The organism is Streptomyces sp. S.PB5, assembly GCF_030403745.1.
Taxonomy (GTDB): domain Bacteria; phylum Actinomycetota; class Actinomycetes; order Streptomycetales; family Streptomycetaceae; genus Streptomyces.
In genome coordinates, this window is record NZ_JAQMWP010000007.1 from 270,481 (window position 1) to 297,474 (window position 26,994).

Genomic DNA, 26,994 nt, shown 5'->3' on the forward strand with positions numbered 1-26,994 from the left:
TCAGGCTGCGTGGGTGGTGGTGGCGCGGTGGGCGAGTTCCTGCCGGACCAGGGGCAGGATGTGACGGGCGTAGTCGATCGCGTCGTTCAGCGGGTCGTAGCCGCGGATCGACAGCAGGTCACAGCCGATGTCGACGTAGTCGAGCAGCGCCTTCGCGACCGTCTCGGGGGTGCCGACCAGCGCGGTCGAGGCACCGGCGGCGTTGGTGGCGACCGCGGGCGCGGTCCACAGGCAGCGGTCGTGGACCTCGCCGCGCTCGGCGATGTCGAGGAGCCGCTGGGAGCCGACGTTGGCCGGCCGGCCGGTGGTGCGGTAGTGGCGGAGCAACTCGGTGTTCCTCGCCTGGTCCTTGAGGACGCCCAGGGTGCGGTGCGCCTTCTCCCAGGCCAGTTCCTCGGTGGGCGCGATGATCGGCCGGAACGACACCCAGATACGGGGACGGGGGCGCCCGGCGGCATCGGCGACGGCGTTCACGGCGGCGATCTGCTCGGCGGTCTCCTTCAGCGGCTCGCCCCAGAGACCGAAGATGTCGCCCTGCCGGCCGCCGACCCGGTAGGCGTCCCGCGAGGAGCCGCCGACGGAGATCGGCACCAGCCCGTTCACGGGCTTCACGTCCGAGTAATAGCCCTCGAACCTGAAGTACGTGCCCTCGTGCGAGACCGGCCCGTCGGCCTGCCACACCTTCCTGAGGATCTGGATGTACTCGTCCGAACGCTCGTAGCGCTCCGCCTTGTCGAGGTAGTCGCCCTCCCGGCGCTGCTCCTCGTCGCTGCCCCCGGAGATGATGTGCAGGGTCAGCCGGCCCTTGCTGATCTGGTCGAGGGTGGCCAGCGCGCGGGCCGCGTGGGTCGGGAAGATGACTCCCGGCCGGTGGGCGAGGATCGGGCGGATCCGCTCGGTGTGCGTGGCGACGAACTGGGCGATCTGGAAGGCGTCCGGGGACGCCGAGTGATAGGCGACCAGCGTGTGGTCGAAGCCGCCGTCGTCCAGAGCGCGGGCGTATTTGCGCAGATGGTCGGTGTCGAGGCCGGTCCGGCCGGCGGCGGGCCCCGAGGCTCCGGCGTCGGTGTGGACGGCGCTGATGAATTCGACGGGCATGAGCAACTCCCTCTGAAAGAAGGTCACTTGAGCAGGGACGTGTCGGCCGACTTCGCCACGTCGACGTTCGGGTCCAGGACACCGATGCCGTTCATGAGGTCGGCGACGCCCTGGACGGTCGTGTTGACGTCGTCGGTGATGGGCAGGACCTGGCTGTACGCCGCCGAGGCGAGCGTCTTCGCCACGGAGGCGTCGGCGCCGCTGCGCTCCTGGATGGCGTCGGCATAGGCGTCCTGGTGGGTGCTGGTCCACTTCAGGGCCGTGCCGAGACGCTTGAGGAAGTCCGAGAGCGCGGCCTTCTTCCCGGAGTCGGCTAGGGCCTTCTCGGAGGCGTTGATGAATCCGATGCCGCTGACCCGGCCGTCGGCACCGTCGACGAGGAGCTTGCCGCCCTGCTCCAGTGCCACCGCCTGGTAGACCCCGAAGATCGCCCAGGCCTGGATCTTCCCGGAGGCGAACGCGGCCTGGGCGTCGGTCGGCAGCAGGTACTGGACCTGGACGTCCTTGTAGCTGAGCCCGTTCTGCTTCAGCGCGTTGGCCAGCAGATACTCCGAGACACTGCCCTTGGCCGAGGACACCACGACCTTCCGGCCCTTGAGGTCCTGCACGCCGTCGATGCCGGAGTCCTTGCGGACGACGATGCCCACATGGGTGCCGTCGTTCTTCAGCGCGGCCACGTTCTTGATCTTCACGCCGCCGCTGAGCGCCTGGAGCGCCGGCAGATCGGCGGAGTAGCCGGTGTCGGCGGCGCCCGCCTGGACGGCCTGGTAGAGCGGGGCCGCACCCTCGAACTCGGCCCACTTCACCTTGTACTTCGCGCCCTTCAGGGCGTCCGAGGCGGCGACGATCGTCTGGAGGGTCTTGGCCTGGTCGCCGACGGTGAGCGTGACCTGCCCCGAGGAGGAGCTCTCCGCGGAGGAGTCCGCGCCGCAGGCGGTCAGCGCCAGCAGGGAGGTCAGGCTCAGTGCGGCGGCTGCGATTCTGCGGATCACGAGGGGATTCCTTCCAGAGCGGGGGCCTGGGTGTCGGCGGGGGCGTGGGTGTGGGTCACGCCGAGCCAGTCCAGGAGGCGGGCGCGCAGGGTCACGAACTCGGAGGCGGTCAGATCGCGGGGGCGGGGCAGCTCGACGGTCAGCTCATGGGCGATACGGCCCTCGTCCATCACCAGCACCCGGTCGGCGAGCAGCAGTGCCTCCTCCACGTCATGGGTGACCAGGAGGATCGCGCAGCCGTGCCGCCGCCACAGCTCGGCGACCAGCTGCTGCACCCTGCCCCGGGTCAGGGCGTCGAGAGCGCCGAACGGCTCGTCCAGAAGCAGCAGTTCGGGCTCGCGGACCAGGGCGCGGGCGAGCGAGACGCGCTGGGCCTGACCCCCGGAGAGCGTCTTGGGCCAGACGGCCGCCCGGTCCTGGATGCCGACCTCGTCGAGCGCCTTGAGCGCCAGCGCCCTGTCGGGGCGGCCGGGCAGCCCGAGGACGACATTGCGCCACACCTTCAGCCAGGGCAGCAGCCGCGGCGACTGGAACGCGGCACTGCGCCGGGCGGGTACGGTCACCTCGCCGCCGATCTCCTCGTCGAGCCCGGCGAGGATGCGCAGCAGTGTCGACTTGCCGCAGCCGCTGTGCCCGAGCAGAGCCACGAACTCGCCCTCCCGGATGTCGAGATCGAGCTCGTGCAGGACGGTGTTGCCGTCGAAGGCCCGCGAAAGCCCCCGTATCTCCACACTGTTGGGCATCTCTAGGCCTCGCCCTCGAAGTTGGCCCGCCACGTCAGCAGGCGGCGTGACAGGATCCGTACGGCGAAGTCGCAGGCCAGGCCGAGGAGCGCGTACACGACGAGGCAGAGCACGATGACGTCCGTGCGGAAGTACTGCTGGGCGTTGCTCATCAGATAGCCGAGCCCCGCGTCCGCGTTGATCTGCTCGGCGAAGACCAGAGCGAGCCAGGCGGTGGACAGCGCGTACCGGAGCCCCACGAGTGCCCCGGGCAGCGCGCTCGGCAGGATCACGTACTTGATGAGTCCGAGCCGGCCCAGCCCCATCATCCGTGCGGCCTCGACGAGTTGGGCGTCCGTCGAGCGGATACCGCCGTAGATGTTGAAGTAGAGCGGGTACGTCACACCGAGCGCGACCAGCGCGATCTTCGGCGTCTCCTCGATGCCGAACCAGACGATGAACAGCGGGATCAGACCCACCCACGGGATCGCGCGGAACATGCCCATCGAGGAGTCGATGACGTCCTCGCCGAGCCGGAAGAGGCCGGCCAGCAGGGACAGGGTGAGGGCGACGGTCGCGCCGATCAGGAACCCGGTGGCGGCACGGCGGCCCGACGCGGCGACGGCGCTGGGGAGTTCACCGTTCTTGGTGAGCTCGACGGCCTGCTTGAGCACGTCGACGGGGGAGGCCAGGACGGACTCGGGCAGGAGCCCGGTGGCCGAGGTCAGGAACCACAGGAGCACAAGGCCCACAGGGCCCGCGGCCCGGCGTACGGAACGCGGGACGGAGAAGCCACGGCTCTTCCTGGCCGCGGTGCCGCGGATGGTGACACGGGTGGGCGCCTGTTCGGCCAGGACCGCCGCGGCCGGCGAGGCCGTCATGGCTGATCTCCCCTCGCGGCCGGGCGGGACGGATCCGAGGACCAGGCGGACCAGGAGCCCGGGAAGAGAACGGCGTCAAAACCGGCGATCTCCAGCGCGGCGATCTGATGGGCGGCGGTGACGCCGGAGCCGCAGTACACGCCGATCCGCGTGGCCGGTCCGGCGCCCTTCTCCTCGAACCGTTTGCGCAGCGCATCGGCCGGAAGGAACGTCCCGTCCGCCGCGAGGTTCTCGCCGGTCGGCGCGGACACCGCCCCCGGGATGTGGCCCGCCCGGGGATCGACGGGCTCCACCTCGCCCCGGTACCGCTCGGCGGCCCGCGCGTCCAGCAGCAGTCCGGAGGCGGCCAGTTCGGCGGCGCCGTCGGCGTCCGTGACCCCGAGTCCGCCGTCCGCCAGGACGATGTCCCCGGGCTCCGGCTCGGGAGGCAGCCCCGACTCCAGCGGCAATCCGGCCGCACGCCAGGCACCGAGCGCCCCGTCGAGCAGCGTCACCCCGGAGACACCGGCACGGCGCAGCAGCCACCAGGCCCGGGCGGCGGCGGTGTTGCCCAAGTCGTCGTGGACGACGACCGGTCGGCCCGCACGCACACCCCACCTGCGGGCCGCGGCCTGCACATCGTCGAGCGACGGCAGCGGATGCCGACCGCCCGCCGCACTCGGCGGTGCCGCCAGCTCACGGTCCAGATCGACGTAGACCGCGCCGGGGATGTGCCCCTCGGCATAGTGCTCGTGGCCGTGCGGATCGCCCAGCGCCCAGCGGACGTCGAGGACGACCGGGGGTTCGTCGGAGTCCAGCAGGTCGCGCAGTTCGCTCACCGTGGTCGTGACGCTCATGCCGACTCCTCCGCGATCACCGGCAGCGACGGGGACAGCCGCAGCCGCTCCAGGAAGAGCACGACCGTGGCGGCGGCCGTGCGGTGCAGGGCGTCGTTGAGCACGTCGTGGCGGCCGCCGTCGAAGGTCACGAGCCGTACGTCCGAGCCGGCGTAGACCTCGCGCACCGTCTCCAGCGGGCTCACCGTGTCGTCGGAGCCGTGCAGGGCCAGCACCGGGACGTTCACCTGGTCGAGGCGCAGGGCGGGCAGAGCCGGGGCCGAGTCCAGTGCGCCGCGCCGGAAGTCCGGGTCGGCGGCGAGGCGGCCCTGGTGGGTGGGGCAGGCGGTGCGGGCCTCGATCTCCTCCTCCCAACTCCCGGACGCCCAGGGCGAAGTGGGGAGACCGACGAGGATCAGCGCGTCGGCTTCCTCGGCCAGGTGGGCCGCGTAGCGGGCGCCGGTGTCCGAGCCGATCAGTACCTTCGGGCCGGGCAGGGACTCGTCGGCGAGCAGCTTGGCCGCCTCGTCGAGCACGGCCGGATCGGCCGTGGGGTCGCCGAGGGCGCGCACCCGGTAGGCGTCGAAGCCGAGCCGGCGGCCGAACCGCTCGTACACGCCCCCGTGTTCGCCCCGCCCGGCCAGCACGATCAGCGTGCCGCGCGCGGCGAGACCTTCGGGTTCGTCCCAGGAGAAGGAAGAGGACATGAGGGGGCAACTCCCGTATCAGGGCAGAGAAAAGGGCAGGGGAAAGGCAGCCCGAAAGGGCACAGGGACGGGGCTGTCACGTGTCAGCCGGGGAATGCGTGCTCAGCCGGAACAGTGGCCTGGCACCGCGGGGAGGATCAGCGACAACGCGCGCTGCACGCCACGCCGAAGTCGATGACTCGGCGCTGCGTCAGAAGGGCAGCGGAAGCGGTCGCGTGCAACATGCGCCCATCATGACCGCCGGTGACCGACCACGTCCAACGATGATTCCGCATCGAAACCGATCAGGGATCGCGATCGATCGTGCCGAGCGGTTACTGTCTCGGCATGTCCCGACCCGTGCTCGACATCGTGGCCCTGCGCAGTCTGACCGCGGTGGCCGACTGCGGCGGCTTCCACCGGGCCGCGCAGGCGCTCTCCCTCAGCCAGTCCGCGGTCAGCCAGCACGTCCGCAAGCTGGAGAAGACGCTGGGACGCCCGGTGGTCGAGCGGGAGGGACGCGGCACCCGGTTCACCCCCGAGGGACGGCTGCTGCTGGAACAGGCCCGGCGGGTCCTGGCCGTCCACGACGAGGCCGTACGCACCCTGCTCGGCCCGGACGGCGACACCGTCACCGTGGGCTCCACCGAGCACGCCGCCGACCAGTTCCTGCCCCGGCTGACCGCTGCCGTCCAGGCCGTGCGCCCCGGCTGCCGGGTCCGCTTCCGCATCGACCGCTCCGCCCGGCTCGTCGAGGCCGTCGAGCGCGGCAGCGTCGACGTCGCGGTGTACGTCACCGAGGCGGCCGCCACCGAGGGCACACCCGTCGGCGGACTCCCGCTCACCTGGCACGCGGTCCCCGGCTGGGAGCGGCCCGTCGCGCCCTCTCCCGTACCGCTGGTCGCCATCGAGGACCCGTGCGCGATACGCCGCCGGGCCATCGCCACGCTCGCCGAACACGGCGTCCCCGCCACGGTCGTCGGCGACGCCGGCTACCTCGCGGGCGTCCTCGACATCGCCCGCACCGGCCAGGGCGTCGCCCTCCTCGCCGCGGTAGGCCCCGCCCCCGACGGACTGACCCCCTACGAGGACCTGCCCTCGGTCACCCCGATCCCGATGAGCGCCCTGGCCCGCCCGGGCGCGGACCCGGCGACGGCGGAGGCCGCCTTCAGCGCCGTACGGGAGCTGCTGCGGCCGTGACGCGGTGGTCCCGGATCCGGCTTCCCGGGGCTACGTTCGCATTCTGCGCGCGTCCGACAGTGCCCGTCGCGGTACTGGAGCACGAGGGGGAGCGCTACCTCGTCTCCTACCGCGGCCTCAGCGACCGGGCGCTCAATCTGCGCGCAGCCCCCGAGGGGCGGCGAACCGTCGTGGCCGGACCGAGGAGATCGCGGCCGAAGAGGTGACCGAGGAGGAGCGTCCGGAGCTGATGGCGGCCTACCGGGAGAAGCACGGCGGGATGCCGACGGTCTCCGAGGTGTTCACCGCACTCCCGGACCCCGCCGACCATCCCGTCTTCCGGATCCACGCCAGGAACTGAGGGCGCCAGGCAAGAGGTGGGAGGGCGCAGCGGGAGCCCAGGGGGAGATGACGGCACTCAGCCGTTGAGCATGCGCTCCAGCGCGTCCCGCTGGATCGGCAGCACCTCGGCGTGCAGATCGCGCCCCTTGCGGGTCAGCGCCACCCACACCCCGCGCCGGTCCTCCATGCACACCGAGCGCTCCACCAGGCCGTCCTTCTCCAGCCGGCCGATGAGCCGGGACAGCGCGCTCTGACTGAGATGGACCCGGCCGACCAGGTTCTGCACCCGGCACAGATCGCCCTCCGCGGGCGCCTCGGCGGCGAGGATGTCGAGCACCTCGAAGTCGCTCGCCCCGAGCCCGTGCGGGTGCAGCACCCGGTCGATCTCGCACATCGTGCGCGCATGCACCGCCAGGATGTCCCGCCACTGTTCTTCGAGCCGGGCGCCGGCCGCGTTCACTGCCATACCTGAATGTTAATGCGCGTGCATCGACACCGGTCGGCGGGCGGTGAGGCTCAGCTGTCCTGGGTGATCCCGACGAGATTGCCGTCCGCGTCCTTCACGGAGGCGATCAGCTTGCCGCCGCCGACGTCCGTGACGTCCTGGAGCAGCTCGGCACCCGCGTCGAGCAGCGCGGCGAGGCGGGCCCGGATGTCGGTGACGTGCCAGTAGGGGACCGGGCCGGTCATGCCCCGGGAGTGCCCGTTGGGGTCGAGGCCCACGTCCTGGCCGGCGTCCTTGAAGCCGACGTAGTAGGGCTCGTCCGCGTAGGGCTCGGTCTCCAGCAGCGCGCTGAACAGGACCTTCGCCCGGGCGATGTCCTTGACGGGGTAGATGATGGTGTTCAGTCCGGCGGTCATCTCCGGTCTCCTCCATGAGTTCCTGTGTCGGTGGTTTCACCGTAGGACGGGGGAGTGGGCCCCGGCTTCTCCGATCCTGACCGCTTGCCGGGCCGCCGACCGCCCCCGTCAGGTCGAGTCGCGCTTGACCAGTTCCGTCGGGAGGATCACCGCGGCCGGGTCCTCGCCCCCGATCTGGGCCAGGAGGACGCGGACCATCTCGGCGCTGATGCGGTCGTAGGGCTGCCGGACGGTGGTCAGCTGGGGACGGGCGGCGAGAGCGGCCGCCGAGTCGTCGAAGCCGCCGACGGCGATGTCCTGCGGCACCCGCCGCCCGGCCTGCTCCAGCGCCGCCAGCACACCTTGCGCCATCAGGTCGGACGCGACGAACACCGCGTCCATGTCCGGGGCCTGGGCGAGCAGTTGCTCGGCGCCCGCCTGACCACTGGCCCGGCTGTAGTCGCCGGAGACGATGAGCCGCTCGTCGATCTCGAAGCCCGCCTCCGTGAGCACCTCCTTGTAGCCGGCGAGACGGTCCACGCCGCCCGGGGAGTCCAGCGGACCGGTCACGACGCCGATCCGGCGACGGCCCAGCGACAGCAGATGGCGCACCATGTCACGGGCGCCGTCCCGGTCGTCCGCGGCCACGTAACTCACCTTGGTGCCGGGCCCCATGGGCTTGCCGCACTGGACGAGCGGCACGCCCGCCTCGTGCAGTTCCTTGGCGACCGGGTCGGCGGAGTGGCTGGAGACCAGCAGCACCCCGTCGACATGACCGGCGGTGATGTACCGCGTTATGCGCCGGCGTTCGTCCTTGGTGCCCGCCAGCATCAGCAGCAGCGGGATGTCGTGCGCGGCCAGCGCCTGGGTGCAGCCCCGCAGCAGGACGTTGAAGTTGGGGTCCTCGAAGAACCGCTCCTGAGGCTCCGTCAGCAGGAAGCCGATGGAGTCCGAGCGCCCGGTGATCAGCGAACGGGCGTGCCGGTTGACGACGTAACCCGTCTTCTTGATCGCGGCGTTGACCGCGTCCTGGGCGGCCGGGCTGACGTAGTGCCCGCCGTTGAGGACGCGCGAGACCGTCCCCCGTGAGACCCCGGCCTCGCGGGCCACGTCGTGGATCGTCGGCGGTCTGCGCCGGGCCCCCGTGTTGCTCATGGTCATGACTTTACGGCCCCGGAGAGCAGATCGAGGCTCCAGAACCGCTGGATGACCAGGAAGAGCGCGATCAGCGGAAACACCGCGAGGAAGGCGCCGGTGATCACCAGGGTGTACAGGGCCGGGGTGTTGGCGCCCTGCTCGAGGAGCGTGTACAGACCGAGCGTGATCGGGAACTTCTCGTCGTCGCTCAACATGATGTACGGCAACAGGAAGTTGTTCCAGATCGCCACGAACTGGAAGAGGAACACCGTCACCATGCCGGGCATCATCATCGGCAGCGCGACCCGGCTGAAGATCCGCCACTCGCTCGCGCCGTCCATCCGCCCGGCCTCGACCACGTCGGCGGGCACCGCGGCCTGGGCGTAGACACGGGCGAGGTAGACACCGTACGGCGAGAGGATCTGCGGCAGCAGCACCGACAGATAGGAGTCGGTGAGGTCCGCCTGGGCCAGCAGCAGGTACTGCGGGACGGCGAGGATGACCGGCGGCATCAGCACGCCCGCGAGCAGGACGTTGAACATCGTCTCGCGGCCGCGGAAGCGGTAGACCGCCAGCGCGTATCCGCTGAACGCCGAGACGATCGTCGACAGCAGGGCGCCGACACCGGCGTAGAAGGCCGAGTTGCCCATCCACTCCCAGTAGACGCCGTCACGGTAGGCGTTGAGGTCCCCCAGGTTCTCGGTGAAACCCGTGCCCGGCAGGAACGTGAAGGTGGAGAACAGTTCGGTGCCGGACTTGGTGGACGCGATCACCACCCACGCCACCGGCAGCAGCGTGTACAGGGCGCCGATCAGCAGCGTCACCGTCGGGACGAGACCGAAGCGGCGGCGCCGCGGCGGACCCTGGGCCGTGCCGGGCGTGGTGCCCGCGGACGGGCCGGTCTTGCGAACGGCAAGAGCGCTCATCGTGCTGCCTCCTGCTTCTGGCGACGGTTCGCGGCCCGCAGGAACCCGAAGGACAGCAGCAGTGTGGCGAGCGCGATGATCACGGCCTGGGCGGCCGCCGCGTAGATGTCGTTGGTACCGAACGCGTCCCGGTACACCTTCATCAACGGGCTCCAGGTCGTGGACACCGAGTTGGTGAGGGGCTTGAGGGTGGTCGGCTCGTTGTACACCTGGAGCGTGGCGATGATCGAGAAGAAGAAGGTCAGCACCAGCGAGGGCCCCACCATCGGGATCTTGATCCTCAGTGCGATCTGCGTCGGGGTCGCGCCGTCCAGCTTCGCCGCCTCGTACACCTCGACCGGGATGGCCTGCAGCGAGGTATAGATGACGATCATGTTGAAGCCGGTGCCGCCCCAGATCGCGATGTTCGACAGGGCGAGATACAGCGGACCGCCGTCCAGCAGATCCGGCTGCGGCAGGCCCAGCTTCTCCAGCACGAAGTAGAACGGGCTGACGTCCGGCAGGTACAGGAAGCCCCACAGCATGGCCGCCACGACGCCGGGGATGGCGTACGGCAGGAAGATCGCGAGCCGGGTGAACGAGGTGAACCGCACCTTGTCCGAGTCGAGCATCAGCGCGAACAGCAGGGCGAGCCCCAGCATCACCGGGACGACGATGCAGCCGTACCCGAGGACACGCAGCGCACCGTGGATCAGCTCGCTGTCGGTGAGGGCGTCGGTGTAGTTCTCAAGACCCGCCCAGACCTCCTCACGAGCACCCTTCCCCAGGCCGAGCCCGGAGACGTGCACCTTGCGGAAGCTGAGCCAGACCGCGTACCCGATGGGCAGCGCGAAGAACAGCGCGAAGAGGGCCGTGGCGGGGATGAGGAAGGCATACGGGGCCCCCTTGACCCCGTACGGCTTCCGGCGTGCGCTCGTCACTCGGAGACCCCGAAGCCCTGCTTCTTGAGGTCGGCGACGGTGTCGTCCTGCATCTTGTCCAGGGCGGCGCCGAAGTCCGACTTGCTCTTCGCGGCGGCCCCGAACGCGTCCTTGAAGGAGGTGTAGGCGACGTTCACGTTCGGGCCCCAGGCGGAGGGAGCCGTGGTCTTCGCGATCTCCGCGGCCTTGGTGTAGAAGTCGGCCTGGTTCGAGAAGTACTCCGGCGACTGGGCGAAGGCGCCGGACGTCTGGGCGTTGGTGGCGGCCGGGTAGATGCCGCTCTCCTTCGCGAGGGCCGTCAGGGCGGCGTCGTCGGTGTTCAGCCAGGCGGCGAACTTGGCGGCGGCCTCCTGGTGCTCGGAGTCCGTGGTGACGGCGGTGGAGGAGCCGCCCCAGCTGCCGGTCCTGTTCTCGCCCGCGGTCCACTGGGGGAGCGGAGCCATGGCCCACTTGCCCTTGGTGTCGGGTGCGGCGGTGGTCAGCGTGCCCGGCGCCCACACGGCGGAGACCCAGGCGATCTGCTTGCCGGTGTTCAGCGCCTTGTTCCAGGCCGGGGTGTACATCGGCTGGTTGTCGACGGCGCCCTCCTTGACGAGGCCGCCCCAGAAGTCGGCGACCTTCTTGGTGGCCGCGTCGTCGATGCCGACCTTCCACTTGTCGCCCTCGGTGGTCCACCACTTCGCGCCGGCCTGCTGGGCCAGGCCCGCGAAGAGGCCGGAGTCGTTGGCGGAGAAGGTCGTCAGGTCCGTGCCGGGGGACTTCTTCTTCAGCGCGCGGGCCGTCTCGGCGAACTCGTCCCAGGTGGTGGGGACGGTCAGGCCGTACTTCTTGAAGAGGTCCTCGCGGTAGTAGAACATCATCGGGCCGATGTCCTGCGGCACCGCGTATACGGCGTCCGTGCCGAGCGTGGTCTGCTGCCAGACGCCCTCGGCGAACCTGCTCTTCGCGTCGCCGACCCTGCCCGCGATGTCGGCGAGGGCGTCATTGCTGACCAGCGTCGGCAGCGCCTGGTACTCGGCCTGGACCAGGTCGGGCGCCTTGCCGGCCTTGTGCGCGGTGAGGATCTTGGTGATCAGCGTGTCGCCGGAGGCCTGCTTCTTCACCGTGACCGTGATCCGGTCCTTCTTGCCCTGGCCCTTGTTCCAGAGGTCGACGACCTTGTCCATGCCCGGCGTCCAGGTCCAGTACGTGAGCGAGACGGGACCGGAATCGGCCTCGCTGTCGCTGTCGGACGAGCCGCAGGCGGCGAGGGCGGTGGCGCCGAGGGCGACGGCGATAGTGGAAGCCACGAGGCGGCTGCGCTTCGTGATGGGCATGGATCTCTCCCCTGACCTGGGCCCCCGCCTGCTGCGGAAGGCCTGCCATGCGTCTGTGAGCGTTCACAGTAGAGAAACATCACGGACACTTGTCAATGGTTGTGGCTGTGCGGTTATGTTGGGCTCGCACCGCTGATCGAGTGTGTGAACGTTCCCAAATGATCGACTCAACGGGAGAAATCCATGCCGGAAGCCACCCCCAGGGGCCTCACCAGGCTCGCCTTCGGCGGGGACTACAACCCCGAGCAGTGGCCGGAAAGCGTCTGGCACGAAGACGTCCGGCTGATGCGCGAGGCCGGCGTCACCATGGTGAGTGTCGGAATCTTCTCCTGGGCGCTCCTGGAGCCCGCACGCGGGGTCCACGACTTCGGCTGGCTGGACCGTCTGCTCGATCTGCTCCACGACAACGGCATCCGCGTCGACCTCGGCACCCCCACCGTGGTGCCGCCGGTCTGGTTCTACCGGGCCCACCCCGAGGCCCTGCCGGTGACGGCGGAGGGCGTGCGCTACGAGTTCGGCTCCCGCGGCGCGATCTGCCACAGCAACGCCGACTACCGCGCGGCCGCCGCCGACATCACCACCAAGCTCGCCGAGCGCTACGCCGACCACCCGGCGCTCGCGATGTGGCACGTGCACAACGAGTACGGCGTCCCCGTCTCCGCCTGCTACTGCGACAGCTGCGCCGCCCACTTCCGCCGCTGGCTGGAGTCGGCGTACGAGACGGTCGAAGCCGTCAACGAGGCCTGGGGCACGGCCTTCTGGGGCCAGCGGTACGCGGACTTCGAGGACATCAACCCGCCGCGCCTGGCCCCGACGGTCGGCAACCCGGCCCAGGCGCTGGACTACAAGCGGTTCGCCGACGCCACCATGCGCGAGAACTTCCGTATGGAGCGGGACATCCTGCACCGCCTCGCGCCCGGCGTTCCGGTGACGACCAACTTCATGACCGCCCTCAGTCAGTGCGACTCCGTCGACTACTGGGCCTGGGGCCGTGAGGTCGACATCGTCACCAACGACCACTACCTGATCACCGACGGCCGCCGCACCCATGTGAACCTCGCGATGGCCGCCGACCTCACCCGCTCGGTCGCCGGGGGAGCGCCCTGGATCCTCCTGGAGCACTCCACCTCGGGCGTCAACTGGCAGGCCCGCAACCCCGCCAAGGCCCCCGGGCAGATGGCGCGGAACTCCCTCTCCCATGTGGCGCGCGGCTCGGAGGGCGCCATGTTCTTCCAGTGGCGGCAGTCCCGGCGCGGTGCCGAGAAGTTCCACTCGGCGATGGTCCCGCACGGCGGCACGGACACGCGGGTGTGGCACGAGGTCGTCGAACTGGGCGCGTCGCTCGACTCGTTGAGCGCCCTGCGCGGCACCCGCACCGAGGCCGACGTGGCCGTCCTGTGGGACTGGCACTCCTGGTGGGCGCAGAACCTCGCCTGGCGCCCCAGCGAGGACCACGACCCGCGCGAGCGCGCCGACGCCTTCTACGAGGCGCTGTACGACCGGCACCTCACGGTCGACTTCGCCCACCCCGAAAGCGACTTGTCGAGGTATCCCCTTGTCGTCGTGCCCGCGCTGTACCTGATGACCGAGAAGGCCGGGAACAACCTCGAGCAGTACGTGGAGAACGGCGGCACTCTCGTCGTCTCCTTCTTCTCCGGGATCGTCGACGAGCACGACGCCGTGCACGAGGGCGCCTGTCCGGGCGCGCTGCGGGACGTGCTCGGCCTGACCGTCGAGGAGTTCTCCCCGCTGCTCCAGGGCGAGAGCGTGCGCATCACCGGCCCCGACGGCTCCGAGCTCAGCGGTGACGTGTGGACCGAGTTCGTCGTCCCGCGCGGCGCCGAGACCGTCTGGACCTACGCCGACGGGCTGACCGCGGGGCAGCCGGCGGTCACCCGGCACCGCCTCGGCGAGGGCACCGCCTGGTACGTCTCCACCCGGCTCGGCGCCGAGGGCCTCGACGCGCTGCTCGGCTGGGCGATCGAGGACGCGCAGGTCGCTGCGCGTGTCGACCTGCCGCGCGACGTGGAGGTGGTGCGCCGCGCCGGCGAGTCGGGCACGTACCTCTTCGCCGTCAACCACACCGCGTCCGACGCGAAGGTCCCGCTGGAGGCCGCGGGCACCGAGCTGCTGACCGGCGAACGCGCCGCGGGCCGCCTGGAGGTCCCGGCGGGTGCCGTCAGGGTCGTACGACTCGACGGCTGAACCGGCGGGCCGGACAAAGGCCTGCGCAGGGGCCGTTCGGGTCGCCGGATCCGGACGGCCGACCGGTGGGGCCGCCTCGGACGACCCGCCGCAACGACTCCCCTCCGCCCGTGCGAGCCGCGAGCCGCGGGCGGAGGGGCCTCCTTCGCCGTCACCGGCGAGGGCACCCCCGACCCCATTTGTCGAAGGGACGACGGACGACGATGTTCCATCCCAGACGCACCCTGCGAGCCCTGCTCCTCCCGCTCACCGCGGGGCTCGCCCTCACCGCCCTGCCCGCGCAGACCGCCCGGGCGGCGAGCACACTGACCAACGGCGGCTTCGAGTCCGACGGCGCGGGCGTGGCCGCCCCCGCCGGCTGGTCCGAGTACGGCACGACCGCCGCCTCGTACACCGAGTCCGGTGGCCACGGCGGCAGTTACCGCCTCAGCCACTACGCGTCCTCCGCCTACAAGGTGGAGACGTACCAGTACCTGTCCGGGCTGACCAACGGCAACTACAAGCTCACCGCCTGGGTCCGTTCCGGCGGCGGCCAGAACTCCGCCTACATAGCCCTGAAGAACTGCGGCGGCACCGAGCAGCGCACCGGCATCCCGGTCTCCGCGAGCGGGTGGGTCCGTATCGTCGTACCGGTCAGCGTCACCAACAACCAGTGCACGATCAGCATCAACAGCGATGCGAACGCGGGCAACTGGATCAACGTCGACGACCTGACCTTCGCCTCCGGCACCGGCGGTACGGTCATCAAGGGCTCCGACGTCTCGTCGCTCGCCAAGAGCGAGGCCAAGGGCGGTGTCTACAAGACCGGTTCCGGCACGACCGGTGACGCGCTCGCGATCCTGAAGTCCGCGGGGCAGAACTACGCGCGTGTGAAGGTCTGGGTCAACGCGGCCGACGGCTACAACGGCAAGACCCAGGTCCTGGCGCTGGCCAAGCGCATCAAGGCGCAGGGCATGAAGCTGCTGGTCGACTTCCACTACTCCGACACCTGGGCCGACCCGGGTGCGCAGAGCGTGCCGTCCGCGTGGTCGGGCCACAGCTACAGCCAGTTGAAGACGGACGTCTACAACCACACCTACGACGTCCTCAACGCCCTCAAGGCGCAGGGCACCACGGCCGACATGGTCCAGGTGGGCAACGAGATCAACGGCGGCATGCTGTGGCCGGCGGGCTCGACCGACAACTGGCCGCAGCTCGCCGGTCTGCTCAACTCCGGATACGACGCGGTCAAGGCGGTCAGCTCCTCCACCCGGGTCGCGCTGCACCTCGCCAAGGGCGGCGATCTGACCGGCACCCGCTGGTGGTTCGACAACGCGGTGGCAGGCGGCGTGAAGTTCGACGTCATCGGCCTGTCCTACTACGGCTACTGGCACGGTTCGCTCGCCGACTTCCAGACGACCCTGGACGACGCGGCCGCCCGCTACGGCAAGCCGGTGTTCGTCGCCGAGACGGCGTACCCCTTCCGTCTCGACAGCGACGACTCGTTCGAGAACATCATCGACCTCACCAGCGAACTGGTCTCCGGCTATCCCGCCACCACGGCCGGTCAGACCCGGTGGATGAACGACATCGCGAGCATCGTGGAGGCCGTGCCGAACGGCCGTGGTCTCGGCGTCTTCTACTGGGAGTCGACCTGGACCGCGGTCACCGGCAACGGCTGGGACCCGGCCGACGCCTCCTCCGGCAACGGCTGGGAGAACCAGGCCCTGTTCGGCTACGACGACAGGGCGCTGCCGGCGACGGCGTGGTTCAGCCACCGGTAGTCCCGTCCGGGGAGAGGGGCCCGGCCGCGATCGTGCGGCCGGGCCCTGTGCGGCCGGTCATGTGGGATCGCCTGCAGAAGCACACGGGCGTTCCCCGCAGGTCCGTTCGGTGTCGGACAAGCCATGCGAAGTCCGTACACGCCGGCCTCAACTGCGGGACAGTGGGAACACGCGGTACGAGGAGGCCGACCGGAGGGGGACGACAATGCTGAGGACTCCCGTCAGCGAGCGACGGCTGGACATCCTGGAGTGGCTGAAGGATCCGGTCGCGCACTTCCCGTCGCCCCGTCGCGGCGATCTGACCGAGGACGGCGTCACCGCGGGCGCGGTGGCCGCCAAGCTGGGGGTGCGCCGCCAGGTCGCCGACACCCACCTCGAACTCCTCGCGGACATCGGCCTGTTGCGTACCAAGCGGATGCGGCGGCGCACCTACTACCGGCGCGACGAGGTACGGATAGCGGAGGTGGCGCGCATGTTCGAGAAGGGCTGGCAGTAAAAAGGGCTGGTGGTAAGGGGGGTTCGGTCGATGGCGGACCCTCAGGCGATGTGAAAGGGCGGATGTCCGTGGAGCGTGCACAGGTGGCCGAGCGTGCCCAGGCGCTGGTCCCGCGCTGTTACGTCGCGATCGGCGGGCGGGGTCCCGAGGACGTCGTCGCCGACAGCCGGGGCCGGGTGCTCACCGGCGTGGAGGACGGCCGCATCCTCCGCCTCGACGGACTGGCCGACCCCGCGACGGCCCGCGTAGAGGTGCTCGCCGAGACCGGCGGCCGCCCGCTCGGCCTCGAACTCCTCGCGGACGACACCCTGTTGGTCTGCGACGCCGAACTCGGCCTGCTGCGCGTCGACGTGACCAACGGCGTCGTGCGCATCCTCGCCGACTCGGTGGCGGGGGAGCGGCTGCGGTTCTGCAGCAACGCGGTCGCCCTCGCCGACGGCAGCGTGTACTTCACCGTCTCCAGCCGCCGCTACCCCCTCGACCAGTGGATCGGGGACATCGTCGAACACGCCGGCACAGGCCGCCTGTTGCGCCTCGCTCCCGGCAGCGAGACCCCCGAAGTCGTCCTCGACGGGCTCCAGTTCGCCAACGGCCTGGCCCCGAGCGCCGACGAGTCCTTCCTGGTCGTCGCGGAGACCGGCGCGTACCGCCTCACCCGCCACTGGCTCACCGGCCCGAAGGCGGGCCGCAGCGAACCCTTCGTCGAGAACCTCCCCGGCATGCCCGACAACATCTGGCGCGCCCGGCCCGACGGACCGGTCTGGGTGTCCCTGGCCGGCCCTCGTGTCCCCCCGCTGGACCTCCTGCACCGCGCAAACCCCGCCGTCCGCCGTGCCGCCGCCCGCGCTGCCCTGCGCGCCCCCTTCCGTCCCACCGGCACGATCGGCGTCCTGGCCGTCGACGACCACGGCGAGACCGTCCACCACCTCACCCGCCGCCACTCCGGCTTCAAAATGGTCACCAGCGTCTGCGAGGCCGCCGGTCATCTGGTCCTGGGGAGCCTGTGGGAGCGGGGCGTGGCCCTGTGCGAGCCGCCCGCCCCCAAGTGACCCCGGCGTTACCCTGTTGACGGCCGCGATCAGGCCGTTCAGGCAGGAGACGTACGACCATGACAGCCCCGGAGACGGAGACCCTCCGCGTCCCCACCCCACGACCGCCGGTCCTGCGCGACCAGGGGTCCGTGGTCGCCGTGGTCGCGCTCGGCGGCGCGCTCGGGGCCACCGCCCGCTACGCGCTCTCCCTGTGGTGGCCCCTCCAGCCCGGCACCTTCCCCTGGGCGACCTTCTGGACCAACGTCGTGGGCTGTGCGGTCATAGGCGTGTTCATGGTGCTCATCACCGACGTATGGGCCGCCCACCGCCTGGTCCGCCCCTTCTTCGGCACCGGCGTCCTCGGCGGCTTCACCACCTTCTCCACGTACGCCGTCGACATCCGCAGACTCGTCGACTCCGGCCACCCGGGCACGGGCCTGGCCTATCTCGCCGCGACCCTGCTCGCGGCCCTCACCGCGGTCTGGCTCGCCGCCACGGCGACCCGCCGCCTCCTGAAGCGGAGGCAGTCATGACGAGGCTGACCGGCGACGCCCTGCGCGTGACCGTCTTCATCGGCGAGAACGACACCTGGCGCCACAAGCCCCTCTACAGCGAGATCGTCCACCGCGCCCACACGGCGGGCCTCGCGGGCGCCAGCGTCTTCCGCGGCATCGAGGGCTTCGGCGCCTCCTCCCTGATCCACACCTCACGGCTGCTGTCCCTCAGCGAGGACCTGCCGGTCGCGATCGTCATCGTCGACACCGAGGAGCGCGTACGGGCCTTCCTGCCACAGCTCGACGATCTCGTCAGCGAAGGGCTGGTGATCCTCGACGACTGCGAGGTCATCCGGTACGTGGGCCGGGACGAAAAGTCCGGCGAATCGGACACGAAGGGTAAGAGGTCGTTGTGAACTGGCTGCTGGTCGTCACGGGCGCCATGGTCGGTGCCCCGCTGCGCTATCTCACCGACCGCGCGATCCAGTCCCGCCACGACTCGGTCTTCCCCTGGGGCACCTTCGCCGTCAACGTCACGGGCTGTCTCGTCCTCGGCCTCCTGACCGGCGCCGCCGGTTCCCACCACCTCCAGCTGCTCCTCGGCACCGGTCTGTGCGGTGCCCTGACCACGTACTCGACCTTCTCGTACGAGACCCTGCGGCTGGCCGAGACGGGGGCGGGGCTGTACGCCCTCGCCAACGTCGGCGCGAGTCTCGTCGCCGGTCTGGGAGCGGCGTTCGCGGGTGTGGAACTGGCCCGCGCCGTCTGGGCGTAAGGCCTCGGGCACGTCTGCGTGTAGTAAGACTGTCCCCGCCCGACTCGCCCTCCCCGTGGGAAGAACTGGAACACATGAGCGCCATCAGCGTCGGTCAGGCCGTCGTCCTCGGAGCCGTCGAGGGGGTGACCGAGTTTCTGCCCGTCTCCTCCACCGGCCATCTGAAGATCGCCGAGGGGCTGATGAACATCCCCGTCGACGACGACGCCGTGGTCGGATTCTCGGCCGTCATCCAGGTCGGCGCGATCGCCGCCGTGCTCGTGTACTTCTTCAAGGACATCGTGCGGATCGTCTCCGCGTGGGGCCGCGGGCTGCGCGACAAGGAGCAGCGGTACCACCACGACTACAAGTTCGCCTGGTGGGTCGTCTGCGCCACCGTCCCGATCGTCGTCGTGGGCCTCGCCGCGAAGCCGCTCATCGAGGGCCCGCTCGCCTCGCTGTGGGTGGTCGCGGGCTCGTTGCTCGCCGGCAGCGGTGTGATGTGGGCGGCGGACCAGATGGGCCGGCACAAGCGCGGGGAGGACGACACCTCGTTCAAGGACGCGATGCTCGTCGGCAGCTCGCAGATCCTGGCCCTGCTCTTCCCTGGTTTCTCCCGCTCCGGCGCCACCATGTCGACGGCGCTCATGCTCGACCTGGACCGGGTCGCCGCCACCCGTCTGTCGTTCTTCCTCGGCATCCCGGCCCTGACCGGCGCCGGCATCTACGAGTTCAAGGACGCCCTCGGCACGGGCGCGGGCGCGGCGCCGCTGGCCGTCGGCACGGCCGTCTCCTTCGTCGTCGCCTATGCCTCCATCGCCTGGCTGCTGAAGTTCGTGGCCAAGCACTCCTTCAACGCGTTCGTGATCTACCGGATCGTCGTGGGGCTGCTGCTGTTCGGGCTGCTGGGCACGGGCGTACTGAGCGGTTGACCGACGTTCGTGGGGTGTGGGACCGCATTCAAGTCTCACGCCCCATGAAAATCCCCATTCGCATGCCTTGACAGCACCCTCCCGCCGCCCGGAGTATCTCTCCCGTGAACCTGTCAGACAGCCGGACAGCCGGACAGCCCCCGCGGCGCATCAGCGCCATGGAGGCCGTCCTGGCGCATCTGCGTGGCGCCATCGAGCGCGGGGAGTACGCCATCGGCGACAAGCTCCCCTCCGAGGCCGAGCTCTGCCGCACCCTGGAGGTCAGCCGGCCCGTGCTGCGCGAGGCCCTCAGGGCCCTGCAGACGATGGGCCTGACCGTCTCCAAGACCGGCAAGGGCACCTTCGTCGTCGCCAACGCGGTGGAGGACCCCACCTTCGGCGACTACGCAGCCAGCGACCTGCTGGAAGTCCGCCGGCACGTGGAGATCCCGGTCGCCGGGTACGCGGCGGTGCGCCGTACGCCCGAGAACCTCGACCACCTCGCCCACCTCCTGGACCGCATGGAGCAGGAGACGGACACCACCGCCTGGGTCGCGATGGACACCCTCTTCCATCTCGCAGTGGCCGAGGCCGCCCAGAACCCGGTCTTCCGCCGGGTCATCGAGGAGATCCGTGACGCACTGGCGCGTCAGTCGGCCTTCCTCAACGAGCTCGGTGGACGCCGTGAGCAGTCCAACCGGGAGCACCGGGCGATCGTCGAGGCGCTGATCGACGGTTCCGAACTCGACGCGGTGGAGGCCATGTCCCACCACCTCGACCGGGTCGAGACCACCCTCACCGACATCGTGCGTTCCCCGGCCGGCGGCAAGGACACCGCCCCGGGTGCGGGCACCCCCACGGAAGGCAACCCCCAGGCGTGAGCGAGCAGAGCCTGCACGACGGCGTGCAGAAACGTTCCGGCCATGTCGATGCCGGAGACGAGGGCTACAGCAAGTCGCTGAAGTCCCGGCACGTCAACATGATCGCCATCGGCGGCGCCATCGGCACCGGCCTCTTCCTCGGCGCGGGCGGCCGCCTCGCCGACGCCGGCCCCTCGTTGTTCATCGCCTACGCGGTCTGCGGAATCTTCGCCTTCCTGGTCGTCCGCGCCCTCGGCGAACTCGTCCTGTACCGCCCGTCCTCCGGCGCCTTCGTGTCGTACGCCCGGGAGTTCCTGGGCGAGAAGGGCGCGTACGTGGCGGGCTGGATGTACTTCCTCAACTGGGCCACCACCGGTATCGCCGACATCACCGCGGTCGCCGTCTACACCCACTACTGGGGCATGTTCTCCGACGTCCCGCAGTGGGTGATCGCGCTCATCGCCCTCGCGGTCGTCCTCACCGTGAACCTCGTCTCGGTGAAGATGTTCGGCGAGATGGAGTTCTGGTTCGCCATCATCAAGGTCGGCGCGCTGGTGACGTTCATGCTGATCGGCATCTTCCTGCTGGTCACCCAGCACGAGGTCGGCGACACCACCCCCGGCCCCGCCCTGATCACCGACCACGGCGGCATCTTCCCCAACGGCCTGCTGCCCATGCTGCTGATCATCCAGGGCGTCGTCTTCGCCTACGCCTCCGTCGAGTTGGTCGGCGTCGCGGCGGGCGAGACCGAGAACCCCGAGAAGATCATGCCGAAGGCGATCAACTCGATCATGTGGCGCGTCGGACTGTTCTACGTCGGCTCGGTGGTGCTGCTGTCGATGCTGCTGCCCTGGTCCTCGTACAAGGCGGGCGAGAGCCCCTTCGTGACGGTCCTGTCCAACATCGGCATCCCGGCGGCCGGCGGCGTGATGAACCTGGTCGTGATGACCGCGGCCCTGTCCTCGCTCAACTCCGGCCTGTACTCGACGGGCCGCATCCTGCGCTCCATGGCGATGTCCGGCTCCGCACCCAAGTTCACCGGAGTGATGAGCCGCAGCCAGGTCCCGTACGGCGGCATCCTGCTCACCAGCGGTATCTGTGTCCTCGGCGTCGGCCTCAACTTCGTGGTCCCGGCGGACGCCTTCGAGATCGTGCTCAACTTCGCCGCGATCGGCATCCTCTCCACCTGGGGCATGATCATGATCTGCCACCTGATCTTCTGGCAGAAGACCGAGAAGGGCGAACTGACCCGCCCCGGCTACCGTCTGCCGGGATCCCCCTGGACCGAACTCGTGACGCTGGCCTTCCTCGCCTCCGTCCTGGTCCTCATGTACGCCGACGGCGGCGCCGGACGCACCACCGTGCTGTGCCTGCCGCTGATCGTCGGGGCGCTGGTCGGCGGCTGGTACGCCGTCCGCGGCCGGGTCGCCCGCACATCCGCCGGGACCGAATCCACGTCCACCTCCGCCGACGCGTGATCCGCGTGGCGCTCCCCTAGAAGCAGGAAGTGATGTACAGCAGTCCAGTCGCGGACGCACCCCTGATCCGCGAGCCCCTCCACGCTCCCGTCGCCCACCTCATACGCGGCGGGGTCGTGGAGGGCATCCACTACGGTTCCGTCGTCGTCCTCGGGGCGGACGGACAGGTCCGGTTCCAGCTCGGTGACATCGAGGCGGCGTTCTATCCGCGGTCGGCGCTCAAGCCGGTGCAGGCCGTCGCCATGGTGCGGGCGGGGCTCCCGCTCGACGGCGAGCTGCTGTCGCTCACCGCGGCCAGTCACTCCGGTGAGGAGCGGCATCTCGCCGGTGCGCGGCGGATTCTGGAGCTCGCCGGTGCGGGCGAGGACGCGCTGCGGAACGTGCCGGACATGCCGTACGACCCCGCCGTGCGGGACCAGTGGGTGCGGGAGGGCCGGCTGCCCTCGCGGCTCGCCCAGAACTGCTCCGGGAAGCACGCGGCGATGCTCTACACGTGCGTGCTGAACGACTGGCCGCTGGAGGGGTATCTCGACCCGGCGCACCCGTTGCAGCAGGCGATCGCCGAGATCGTCGAGGACCTCACCGGGCAGCAGATCGCCCAGGTGACGGTCGACGGGTGCGGGGCGCCGTTGTTCTCGGTGTCGCTGCATGGGCTTGCTCGTGCTGCGGCGCGGATCACCACTGCGGTGGCGGGGACGCCTGAGGCCCGGGTCGCCGATGCGATGCGTGCTCACCCGGAGATGGCGTCGGGGGCGGGGCGCGATGTCGCCGCGTTGATGGCCGCCGTGCCGGGGCTGCTCGCCAAGGACGGGTTCGAAGGGGTGCAGGTCGCTGCGCTGCCTGACGGGCGGGCCGTCGCGGTGAAGATCGCGGACGGGGCCAATCGGGCGCGGGTCCCTGTTGCCGCGGCGGCGCTTGCCCGTGCGGGCGTGGACGAGGCGTTGTTGGCGGAGTTCGCGGGTGAGCCGCTGCTCGGGGGTGGCGTGCCGGTTGGTGAAGTTCGGCCGGTTCGGTCGCTGGAGCCTGTTGTTGTTTCGGCCTGCGCCTGAGGAATTGCCTCGAATTCTTGCTTTGCGGCTGCGGGCCGTGTGTGGCTGGTCGCCCAGTTCCCCGCGCCCCTAGGTAACTCACCCTCAACCCCCTCAGAAAAGGGACCCAAACCCTCATGACCGTTGTCGTTACTCGCCGCGAGCACGATCTGCTCGGTGATCGTGATGTTCCCGTCGATGCCTACTGGGGTGTGCACACTCTGCGGGCCGTCGAGAACTTTCCCATCACCGGGACCCCCATCTCCGCCTATCCGCACCTGATCGACGCTCTTGCCGCCGTGAAGGAGGCCGCCGCTCTCGCCAATGAGGAGCTCGGGCTGCTGGAGCCGCGCAAGGCCGCCGCGATCGTCGAGGCGTGCCGGGAGATTCGCGACGGGAAGCTGCACGACCAGTTCGTCGTCGATGTCATTCAGGGCGGGGCCGGTACCTCGACCAACATGAATGCCAACGAGGTCGTCGCGAACCGGGCGCTGGAGTTGCTGGGGTATGCGAAGGGGGAGTACCAGCACCTGCACCCCAACGAGGACGTCAACCTGGGGCAGTCGACCAACGACGTCTACCCGACCGCCGTCAAGGTGGCGACGGTGTTCGCGGTGCGTGGACTGCTCAAGTCGATGGCTGTACTGCAGGACTCGTTCGCCCGTAAGGCCGTCGAGTTCCGTGATGTGCTCAAGATGGGCCGTACACAGTTGCAGGACGCGGTGCCGATGACGCTCGGTCAAGAGTTCTCGGCGTACTCCGTCATGATCGACGAGGATCGGAACCGTCTTGACGAGGCTGTGCAGTTGATCCATGAGATCAACCTCGGGGCCACGGCGATCGGCACCGGACTCAATGCTCCCGCCGGGTACGCGGAGGCGGCCCGCCGCCATCTCTCCGAGATCACCGGACTGCCGCTGGTCACCGCCGCGAACCTGGTCGAGGCCACCCAGGACTGCGGGGCGTTCGTGCAGATGTCCGGTGTGCTCAAGCGGATCGCCGTGAAGCTCAGCAAGAGCTGCAACGACCTGCGGCTGCTGTCCTCCGGTCCGCGTGCGGGGCTCGGTGAGATCAACCTGCCGCCGGTACAGGCCGGTTCGTCGATCATGCCCGGCAAGGTGAACCCGGTGATCCCCGAGGTGGTCAACCAGGTCGCCTTCGAGGTGATCGGCAACGACGTCGCCATCACCATGGCCGCCGAGGCCGGACAGCTCCAGCTGAACGCGTTCGAGCCGATCATCCTGCACTCGTTGTCGGAGAGCATCACGCACCTGGGCGCCGCCTGCCGCACCCTCGCCGAGCGCTGTGTCGACGGCATCACCGCCAACACCGAGCGACTGCGCGCGAGCGTGGAGAACTCCATCGGCCTGGTGACCGCCCTCAACCCACACATCGGGTACGAGGCCGCCACCGGCATCGCCAAGGAGGCCCTCGTCACCGGCAGGGGCGTGGCCGAACTGGTGCTGGAGAAGGGGCTGTTGCCCGCCGAGACCCTCGCCGACCTGCTGCGGCCCGAGGTCGTCGCGGGTACCGGCCAGGCGCTGGCCTGACCCGGCCCGGCCGGCCGAGCCGGCTCACCCCACCGACCCTGCACGCCCGAACGATGCGCCCGACCTGCTGAGACGCGCCCGGACCGGCCCGGAGGCACAATGGTGATCATGAGTCCGTCCATGACCTTCGAGCCGGTTCTGGCGCGCATCGCCGAGGAGATCGAGCGCACCCCGGGACGCGGCCGGCCCGCCGACTACATCCCGGCGCTCGCCGCCTGCGACCCGCGCCGCTTCGGCATGGCCGTCGCGGAACTGGACGGCACGGTGTACGGCGTGGGGGACTGGCGGGAGCCGTTCTCCACGCAGTCCATCACCAAGGTCTTCACCCTCGCCCTCGACCTGGCCCGCGAGGGCGACGCACTCTGGGAGCACGTGGGCCGCGAGCCCTCCGGCAACCCCTTCAACTCCCTGGTCCAGCTGGAGTACGAGAACGGCATCCCGCGCAACCCGTTCATCAACGCGGGCGCGCTCGTCGTCACCGACCGCCTCCAGACCCGTACCGGGGACGCGGCGGGCACCCTGCTGTCCTTCCTCCGCGCCGAGAGCGGCAACCCGGCCCTGGACTTCGACAAGGAGGTCGCCGCCTCCGAGTCCGCGCACGGCGACCGCAACGCCGCCCTCGCCCATTTCATGGCGTCCTACGGCAACATCGACAACCCGGTCCCGGTCCTCCTCGACCAGTACTTCCGCCAGTGCTCCCTGCTGGCCTCCTGCGCCGACCTCGCCCTCGCCACCACCTTCCTGGCCCGCCACGGCATCCGCGCCGACGGCAGCAGGCTCCTCACCCGCAGCCAGGCCAAGCAGGTCAACGCCGTGATGCTGACGTGCGGCACCTACGACGCGGCGGGCGACTTCGCCTACCGGGTCGGACTGCCGGGCAAGAGCGGGGTCGGCGGCGGGATCATCGCGGTGGTGCCGGGGCGCTGCACGCTGTGCGTGTGGAGCCCGGGCCTGGACGAGCGGGGGAACTCGGTGGCGGGGGTGGCCGCGCTGGACAGGTTCACGACGCTGACGGGCCTGTCCGTGTTCTGAGGGGTCTGAGGGTTCTGAGGTTCCGAGGTTCCGAGGTTCGCTCTCACCGCCCGGTCACACTTCGGCTTCCCACCGGAGAGCCCCGCGTCGAATTCCCGCCACCCGGCGTTGACACGCTTCCCGAGTGTTGGCCATGGCTTTTCCCGTCGATCTCCGCCGCTGCCAGGTACTCGGCCTGGCCGGAACCACCGTCCTGGCGCTGGGCGGTGACACAGCCGGCGCCCTGCCCGTACGCGAGCTCCTGGCCCCCGCCAACGTCCGCGTCGCGCTGGGCCTGGTGGGTGTCCACTTCGGTGTCGTGCTTCTGATAGCGGCCTGGATCCTGCTGGGCCGGCTCGTCCGCAGCACGGCACCGCCGAGTCCGCGCGCCCTGCTGGTCGTCCTCGCCGTCTGGGCGGCCCCGCTCCTCCTCGCCCCGCCGCTCTTCAGCCGCGACGTCTACAGCTACCTCGCCCAAGGCGCCATGGTCGACGCCCACATGGACGTCTACACCCACGGCCCCGCCCAGCTCGGCGGCCCGCTCGCCGAGGAGGTCGCCCCCGTCTGGCAGCACACCGCGGCCCCGTACGGCCCGGTCTTCCTCGCCGTCGCCTCCGCACTGGCCTCACTCACCCGCGGCGAACTCCCCGCCGGGCTCTTCGGCATGCGTGTGGTCGCCCTGTTCGGGGTGGCCCTGATGGCGGCCGCGCTGCCCCGGCTCGCGCGGCACAGCGGCGCCGACCCGGCCGCCGCGCTCTGGCTGGGCGCCCTCAACCCGCTCGTCCTGCTGCACCTGGTCGCCGGCGCCCACAACGACGCCATCATGCTCGGCCTGCTCGGTGTCGGTCTGGTCGCGGCGCTGGGCCGGTGGCCGGTCCTGGGCGCCGTACTCGTCACGCTCGCCGCGCTGGTCAAGGCACCCGCCGCGCTCGGGCTCGCCGCGGTCGTGGTCCTCCAGGTGCGGGCCGGACACCGCCCCGCCAAGGCCGTCCTGACCACCGTGCTCGCCGCCGCGGCCACCACGGTCGCCGCGACCGCGGCCGCCGGGACCGGATACGGCTGGATAGGCGCCCTCAACACCCCCGTCTCCCCGCAGAACTGGGCCCTCACCAGCCTCCTGGGCCGTGCGACCCGCGCCCTCCTCGAACGGCTCGGCAGCGACCTGGCGCCCCTGGCCGTGCCCGCCTGGCATCTGCTCGGCCTCACGCTCACCGCGATCCTGATCGCGGCCATATGGTGGCGGCTGCGCCCACATCCCGTGTACGCGCTCGGCCTGAGCCTCGCCGCCGTCGCCGCGTTCGGACCGGCGATCCGTCCCTGGTACGCCCTGTGGGGACTGTTCCTGATCGCCGCCGCGGCCCCCACCGCCTCGGTGCGGCACCGGGTGGCGGCGGTGACGGGCGTCCTCGCGCTCGCCACCCTTCCCGGCGGGGGCCCCGCCGACGTCGACCAGCTGGTCCTGGCCGTCTCCGGCGGTGTGCTCGCGGTGGTCTTCCTGTGGCAGGCCCACCAGAGCTCCCAGGCACCGGCGTTGGGCCGCACCGCATGAGCCCGGCCCG

28 protein-coding genes are annotated in these 26,994 nt (G+C 70.4%); 16 read left to right on the forward strand and 12 right to left on the reverse strand.

From position 1 onward, the window contains the following. The 6 genes from PH203_RS20105 to PH203_RS20130 are packed head-to-tail and all read right to left on the reverse strand — an operon-like array spanning position 1 to position 5,215. The gene (locus PH203_RS20105; RefSeq protein WP_289921545.1) at positions 1-1,098 is read right to left on the reverse strand and encodes an LLM class flavin-dependent oxidoreductase; all 1,098 of its coding nucleotides are present in this window, start codon (positions 1,096-1,098) and stop codon (positions 1-3) included. A gap of 23 nt (positions 1,099-1,121) precedes the next feature. Beyond that, positions 1,122-2,090 (reverse strand): ABC transporter substrate-binding protein, encoded by a 969-nt coding sequence (locus tag PH203_RS20110; RefSeq protein WP_289921546.1) that lies wholly within the window; start codon positions 2,088-2,090, stop codon positions 1,122-1,124. Further along, entirely contained in the window at positions 2,087-2,833 is a 747-nt protein-coding gene (locus PH203_RS20115) for an ABC transporter ATP-binding protein (RefSeq protein ID WP_289921547.1), read from the reverse strand. Before PH203_RS20115 ends, PH203_RS20110 begins: the two co-directional genes overlap by 4 nt. A 2-nt stretch (positions 2,834-2,835) precedes the next feature. Next, positions 2,836-3,693, reverse strand: coding sequence for an ABC transporter permease (locus tag PH203_RS20120; RefSeq protein WP_289921548.1), 858 nt, complete (start codon positions 3,691-3,693; stop codon positions 2,836-2,838). Further along, complete coding sequence (locus PH203_RS20125) at positions 3,690-4,529, reverse strand: sulfurtransferase (protein ID WP_289921549.1); 840 nt, start codon at positions 4,527-4,529, stop codon at positions 3,690-3,692. The genes PH203_RS20120 and PH203_RS20125 overlap by 4 nt, the downstream gene beginning before the upstream one ends. Continuing rightward, a complete protein-coding gene (locus tag PH203_RS20130; protein ID WP_289921550.1) occupies positions 4,526-5,215 on the reverse strand; it encodes a lysophospholipase in 690 nt (229 codons plus the stop codon). The genes PH203_RS20125 and PH203_RS20130 overlap by 4 nt, the downstream gene beginning before the upstream one ends. 327 nt (positions 5,216-5,542) lie before the next feature. Here PH203_RS20130 and PH203_RS20135 point away from each other — a divergent pair, with 327 nt between their 5' ends. After that, complete coding sequence (locus PH203_RS20135) at positions 5,543-6,394, forward strand: LysR family transcriptional regulator (protein WP_289921552.1); 852 nt, start codon at positions 5,543-5,545, stop codon at positions 6,392-6,394. Between the two features lie 202 nt (positions 6,395-6,596). After that, complete coding sequence (locus PH203_RS20140; protein WP_289921553.1) at positions 6,597-6,734, forward strand: hypothetical protein; 138 nt, start codon at positions 6,597-6,599, stop codon at positions 6,732-6,734. A gap of 57 nt (positions 6,735-6,791) precedes the next feature. Here PH203_RS20140 and PH203_RS20145 read toward each other — a convergent pair whose 3' ends face one another. From PH203_RS20145 to PH203_RS20170, 6 genes are all read right to left on the reverse strand, one after another. Further along, positions 6,792-7,181, reverse strand: a complete 390-nt coding sequence (locus tag PH203_RS20145) for a MarR family transcriptional regulator (protein WP_289921554.1) — start codon at positions 7,179-7,181, stop codon at positions 6,792-6,794. 50 nt (positions 7,182-7,231) lie between these two features. Further along, entirely contained in the window at positions 7,232-7,576 is a 345-nt protein-coding gene (locus tag PH203_RS20150; protein ID WP_289921555.1) for a glyoxalase, read from the reverse strand. Between the two features lie 108 nt (positions 7,577-7,684). Beyond that, entirely contained in the window at positions 7,685-8,716 is a 1,032-nt protein-coding gene (locus PH203_RS20155; RefSeq protein ID WP_289921556.1) for a LacI family DNA-binding transcriptional regulator, read from the reverse strand. Then, a complete protein-coding gene (locus PH203_RS20160; RefSeq protein ID WP_289921558.1) occupies positions 8,713-9,618 on the reverse strand; it encodes a carbohydrate ABC transporter permease in 906 nt (301 codons plus the stop codon). Before PH203_RS20160 ends, PH203_RS20155 begins: the two co-directional genes overlap by 4 nt. Then, positions 9,615-10,538, reverse strand: coding sequence for a sugar ABC transporter permease (locus tag PH203_RS20165; protein WP_289921559.1), 924 nt, complete (start codon positions 10,536-10,538; stop codon positions 9,615-9,617). Before PH203_RS20165 ends, PH203_RS20160 begins: the two co-directional genes overlap by 4 nt. Then, positions 10,535-11,854, reverse strand: a complete 1,320-nt coding sequence (locus PH203_RS20170; RefSeq protein WP_289921560.1) for an extracellular solute-binding protein — start codon at positions 11,852-11,854, stop codon at positions 10,535-10,537. The genes PH203_RS20165 and PH203_RS20170 overlap by 4 nt, the downstream gene beginning before the upstream one ends. Positions 11,855-12,037: 183 nt before the next feature. Here PH203_RS20170 and PH203_RS20175 point away from each other — a divergent pair, with 183 nt between their 5' ends. The 14 genes from PH203_RS20175 (at position 12,038) to mptB (ending at position 26,984) form a co-directional block, all read left to right on the forward strand. Then, complete coding sequence (locus PH203_RS20175) at positions 12,038-14,059, forward strand: beta-galactosidase (RefSeq protein ID WP_289921561.1); 2,022 nt, start codon at positions 12,038-12,040, stop codon at positions 14,057-14,059. Positions 14,060-14,262: 203 nt separating this feature from the next. Further along, on the forward strand, positions 14,263-15,822 hold the full coding sequence (locus tag PH203_RS20180) for a glycosyl hydrolase 53 family protein (protein ID WP_289921563.1): 1,560 nt from the start codon (positions 14,263-14,265) through the stop codon (positions 15,820-15,822). 205 nt (positions 15,823-16,027) lie between these two features. Next, on the forward strand, positions 16,028-16,318 hold the full coding sequence (locus PH203_RS20185; protein WP_289921564.1) for a helix-turn-helix domain-containing protein: 291 nt from the start codon (positions 16,028-16,030) through the stop codon (positions 16,316-16,318). Between the two features lie 68 nt (positions 16,319-16,386). Further along, positions 16,387-17,367 carry an SMP-30/gluconolactonase/LRE family protein gene (locus PH203_RS20190; RefSeq protein ID WP_289921565.1) on the forward strand — a complete coding sequence of 327 codons (981 nt, stop codon included), beginning with the start codon at positions 16,387-16,389 and terminating at the stop codon, positions 17,365-17,367. A gap of 59 nt (positions 17,368-17,426) precedes the next feature. Beyond that, positions 17,427-17,882 carry a fluoride efflux transporter CrcB gene (gene crcB, locus PH203_RS20195; protein WP_289921568.1) on the forward strand — a complete coding sequence of 152 codons (456 nt, stop codon included), beginning with the start codon at positions 17,427-17,429 and terminating at the stop codon, positions 17,880-17,882. Further along, positions 17,879-18,259 carry a DUF190 domain-containing protein gene (locus PH203_RS20200; protein ID WP_289921569.1) on the forward strand — a complete coding sequence of 127 codons (381 nt, stop codon included), beginning with the start codon at positions 17,879-17,881 and terminating at the stop codon, positions 18,257-18,259. Before crcB (PH203_RS20195) ends, PH203_RS20200 begins: the two co-directional genes overlap by 4 nt. Further along, positions 18,256-18,618: a fluoride efflux transporter CrcB gene (gene crcB, locus PH203_RS20205; protein ID WP_289921570.1), complete on the forward strand. Its 363-nt coding sequence runs from the start codon at positions 18,256-18,258 to the stop codon at positions 18,616-18,618. The genes PH203_RS20200 and crcB (PH203_RS20205) overlap by 4 nt, the downstream gene beginning before the upstream one ends. Before the next feature lie 74 nt (positions 18,619-18,692). Continuing rightward, positions 18,693-19,529 carry an undecaprenyl-diphosphate phosphatase gene (locus tag PH203_RS20210; RefSeq protein ID WP_289921572.1) on the forward strand — a complete coding sequence of 279 codons (837 nt, stop codon included), beginning with the start codon at positions 18,693-18,695 and terminating at the stop codon, positions 19,527-19,529. Between the two features lie 158 nt (positions 19,530-19,687). Next, positions 19,688-20,389 carry a FadR/GntR family transcriptional regulator gene (locus PH203_RS20215; protein ID WP_289921892.1) on the forward strand — a complete coding sequence of 234 codons (702 nt, stop codon included), beginning with the start codon at positions 19,688-19,690 and terminating at the stop codon, positions 20,387-20,389. Continuing rightward, entirely contained in the window at positions 20,386-21,846 is a 1,461-nt protein-coding gene (locus PH203_RS20220) for an amino acid permease (protein WP_289921573.1), read from the forward strand. Before PH203_RS20215 ends, PH203_RS20220 begins: the two co-directional genes overlap by 4 nt. 32 nt (positions 21,847-21,878) lie before the next feature. After that, complete coding sequence (locus PH203_RS20225) at positions 21,879-22,895, forward strand: asparaginase (protein WP_289921575.1); 1,017 nt, start codon at positions 21,879-21,881, stop codon at positions 22,893-22,895. 116 nt (positions 22,896-23,011) lie between these two features. Beyond that, on the forward strand, positions 23,012-24,424 hold the full coding sequence (aspA, locus tag PH203_RS20230) for an aspartate ammonia-lyase (RefSeq protein WP_289921577.1): 1,413 nt from the start codon (positions 23,012-23,014) through the stop codon (positions 24,422-24,424). A gap of 99 nt (positions 24,425-24,523) precedes the next feature. Continuing rightward, a complete protein-coding gene (locus PH203_RS20235; protein WP_289921578.1) occupies positions 24,524-25,456 on the forward strand; it encodes a glutaminase in 933 nt (310 codons plus the stop codon). A 133-nt stretch (positions 25,457-25,589) separates the two neighbouring features. Next, positions 25,590-26,984, forward strand: coding sequence for a polyprenol phosphomannose-dependent alpha 1,6 mannosyltransferase MptB (mptB, locus tag PH203_RS20240; RefSeq protein WP_289921579.1), 1,395 nt, complete (start codon positions 25,590-25,592; stop codon positions 26,982-26,984). Positions 26,985-26,994: the final 10 nt, after the last annotated feature.

Excerpts from the sequence above, each read along its gene's own strand:
- crcB (WP_289921568.1), top strand. The coding sequence starts at position 17,427 with ATGACAGCCCCGGAGACGGAGACCCTCCGCGTCCCCACCCCACGACCG.
- PH203_RS20130 (WP_289921550.1), bottom strand. The coding sequence starts at position 5,215 with ATGTCCTCTTCCTTCTCCTGGGACGAACCCGAAGGTCTCGCCGCGCGC.
- PH203_RS20185 (WP_289921564.1), top strand. The coding sequence starts at position 16,028 with ATGCTGAGGACTCCCGTCAGCGAGCGACGGCTGGACATCCTGGAGTGG.
- PH203_RS20210 (WP_289921572.1), top strand. The coding sequence starts at position 18,693 with ATGAGCGCCATCAGCGTCGGTCAGGCCGTCGTCCTCGGAGCCGTCGAG.
- mptB (WP_289921579.1), top strand. The coding sequence starts at position 25,590 with ATGGCTTTTCCCGTCGATCTCCGCCGCTGCCAGGTACTCGGCCTGGCC.
- aspA (WP_289921577.1), top strand. The coding sequence starts at position 23,012 with ATGACCGTTGTCGTTACTCGCCGCGAGCACGATCTGCTCGGTGATCGT.
- PH203_RS20200 (WP_289921569.1), top strand. The coding sequence starts at position 17,879 with ATGACGAGGCTGACCGGCGACGCCCTGCGCGTGACCGTCTTCATCGGC.
- PH203_RS20120 (WP_289921548.1), bottom strand. The coding sequence starts at position 3,693 with ATGACGGCCTCGCCGGCCGCGGCGGTCCTGGCCGAACAGGCGCCCACC.
- PH203_RS20145 (WP_289921554.1), bottom strand. The coding sequence starts at position 7,181 with ATGGCAGTGAACGCGGCCGGCGCCCGGCTCGAAGAACAGTGGCGGGAC.
- PH203_RS20235 (WP_289921578.1), top strand. The coding sequence starts at position 24,524 with ATGGTGATCATGAGTCCGTCCATGACCTTCGAGCCGGTTCTGGCGCGC.
- PH203_RS20175 (WP_289921561.1), top strand. The coding sequence starts at position 12,038 with ATGCCGGAAGCCACCCCCAGGGGCCTCACCAGGCTCGCCTTCGGCGGG.
- PH203_RS20135 (WP_289921552.1), top strand. The coding sequence starts at position 5,543 with ATGTCCCGACCCGTGCTCGACATCGTGGCCCTGCGCAGTCTGACCGCG.
- PH203_RS20155 (WP_289921556.1), bottom strand. The coding sequence starts at position 8,716 with ATGACCATGAGCAACACGGGGGCCCGGCGCAGACCGCCGACGATCCAC.
- PH203_RS20115 (WP_289921547.1), bottom strand. The coding sequence starts at position 2,833 with ATGCCCAACAGTGTGGAGATACGGGGGCTTTCGCGGGCCTTCGACGGC.
- PH203_RS20180 (WP_289921563.1), top strand. The coding sequence starts at position 14,263 with ATGTTCCATCCCAGACGCACCCTGCGAGCCCTGCTCCTCCCGCTCACC.
- PH203_RS20225 (WP_289921575.1), top strand. The coding sequence starts at position 21,879 with ATGTACAGCAGTCCAGTCGCGGACGCACCCCTGATCCGCGAGCCCCTC.
- PH203_RS20170 (WP_289921560.1), bottom strand. The coding sequence starts at position 11,854 with ATGCCCATCACGAAGCGCAGCCGCCTCGTGGCTTCCACTATCGCCGTC.
- PH203_RS20150 (WP_289921555.1), bottom strand. The coding sequence starts at position 7,576 with ATGACCGCCGGACTGAACACCATCATCTACCCCGTCAAGGACATCGCC.
- PH203_RS20125 (WP_289921549.1), bottom strand. The coding sequence starts at position 4,529 with ATGAGCGTCACGACCACGGTGAGCGAACTGCGCGACCTGCTGGACTCC.
- PH203_RS20105 (WP_289921545.1), bottom strand. The coding sequence starts at position 1,098 with ATGCCCGTCGAATTCATCAGCGCCGTCCACACCGACGCCGGAGCCTCG.
- PH203_RS20215 (WP_289921892.1), top strand. The coding sequence starts at position 19,688 with ATGGAGGCCGTCCTGGCGCATCTGCGTGGCGCCATCGAGCGCGGGGAG.
- PH203_RS20160 (WP_289921558.1), bottom strand. The coding sequence starts at position 9,618 with ATGAGCGCTCTTGCCGTTCGCAAGACCGGCCCGTCCGCGGGCACCACG.